Genomic DNA, 1,234 nt, shown 5'->3' with positions numbered 1-1,234 from the left:
TCAATAGTGTAAGAACGGATGTCCCCCAGTGTCTTGTCCTGCGGGATCGTGTTCACGCTCCAGATCAGTTGCCCGGTTCTGGCGTCCAGTGCGATCAGCCGCCCGTCAAACGTACCAACGTAAACACGGCCATTCAGATAAGCCACTCCGCGATTGACCGTATCGCAGCATCCTCTGGCCGCAATCGTTCCGGGCACCCTGGGATCATACCGCCACAGGACACGCCCCGTAGCTGCATCAAGTGCTTCGACCTTGCTCCAGTTTGTCGTGGTGTACATGACACCATCAATGATCAGCGGCGTTGCCTCCTGCCCTCGCAGGCTATCGAAATCCTGATGCCATACCAGCCCGAGCTTCCCGACATTTCCCGTGTTGATCTGCTTCAGGGGGCTATATCGCTGCTCGAAAGCCGTGCGCCCATGCTGGGGCCAGTCATCGGGCGAACCCACACTGCCCTGCGCAAGCGCCGATCCACCCGAAAGTGCAGTCGCACAGCACAGAACGAGCGCCGTCAGGGGAAAAATTCTAGCCATCCCGAGGCCTCTCAATGCTGGATACAGATGGATTTGGTTTCGGTGAATGCGTCCAGCCATGCTGTTCCAAAATCGCGCCCGATGCCGGATTGCTTGATCCCTCCAAAAGGCATGTTCGGATCAATCATGACATGGCTGTTGACCCACACCGTTCCCGCTTCCATGCGGGGTGGCAGCTTCATCGCTGCTTCCAGATTGTTCGTCCACAAACTCGCAGCCAGTCCGAAATTTGTATCATTTGCTTTTGCAAGGGCTTCTTCGGCGCTGGACACTCGTGTCAATGTCATGACAGGGCCAAATACTTCTTCCCGTGTCAGGGCCAGCGTGTCGTCGGGATAGAGAACCAGCGCAGGGCGAATATAGAACCCGTCCCCTTCCGGGACCTGCGGGCCTCTCAGCATCTCTGCCCCTGCCTCGCTGGCACGGTCCAGATAGGACTGGACTTTCTTCTGCTGCGGTCTGGACACTACGGGATTGATAAATGCCGTCGGGTCCATTCCCGGTCCGATACTCATTCCCGAAAGGGCGATCTCCAACCCGGCAGCGACCCTGTCAAACAGAGGCGCCTCCACATAAATCCGCGAGCAGGCCGCGCAGACCTGACCCTGATTGAGAAAGCCAGCCATTGTCAGACCATTCACGGTCCGCTCGATGTCAGCATCCGCCAGCACGATGGCAGGATTCTTGCCGCCCAGCTCTAG

Annotated in this window: 2 protein-coding genes; both read right to left on the bottom strand. The window is 57.8% G+C overall.

Features of this window, described 5'->3' with window-relative positions:
• Positions 1-533, bottom strand: a 533-nt coding sequence (locus ABF824_RS16110) for a PQQ-binding-like beta-propeller repeat protein (protein ID WP_415489971.1), incomplete at its 3' end; no start/stop codon positions are given.
• Between the two features lie 11 nt (positions 534-544).
• A partial coding sequence (locus tag ABF824_RS16105; RefSeq protein ID WP_415489970.1) for an aldehyde dehydrogenase family protein occupies positions 545-1,234 on the bottom strand: 690 nt, incomplete at its 5' end.

The organism is Acetobacter sp., assembly GCF_047721705.1.
Classification (GTDB): Bacteria; Pseudomonadota; Alphaproteobacteria; order Acetobacterales; family Acetobacteraceae; genus Acetobacter.
This window is presented reverse-complemented; position numbering and strand designations above follow the sequence as displayed.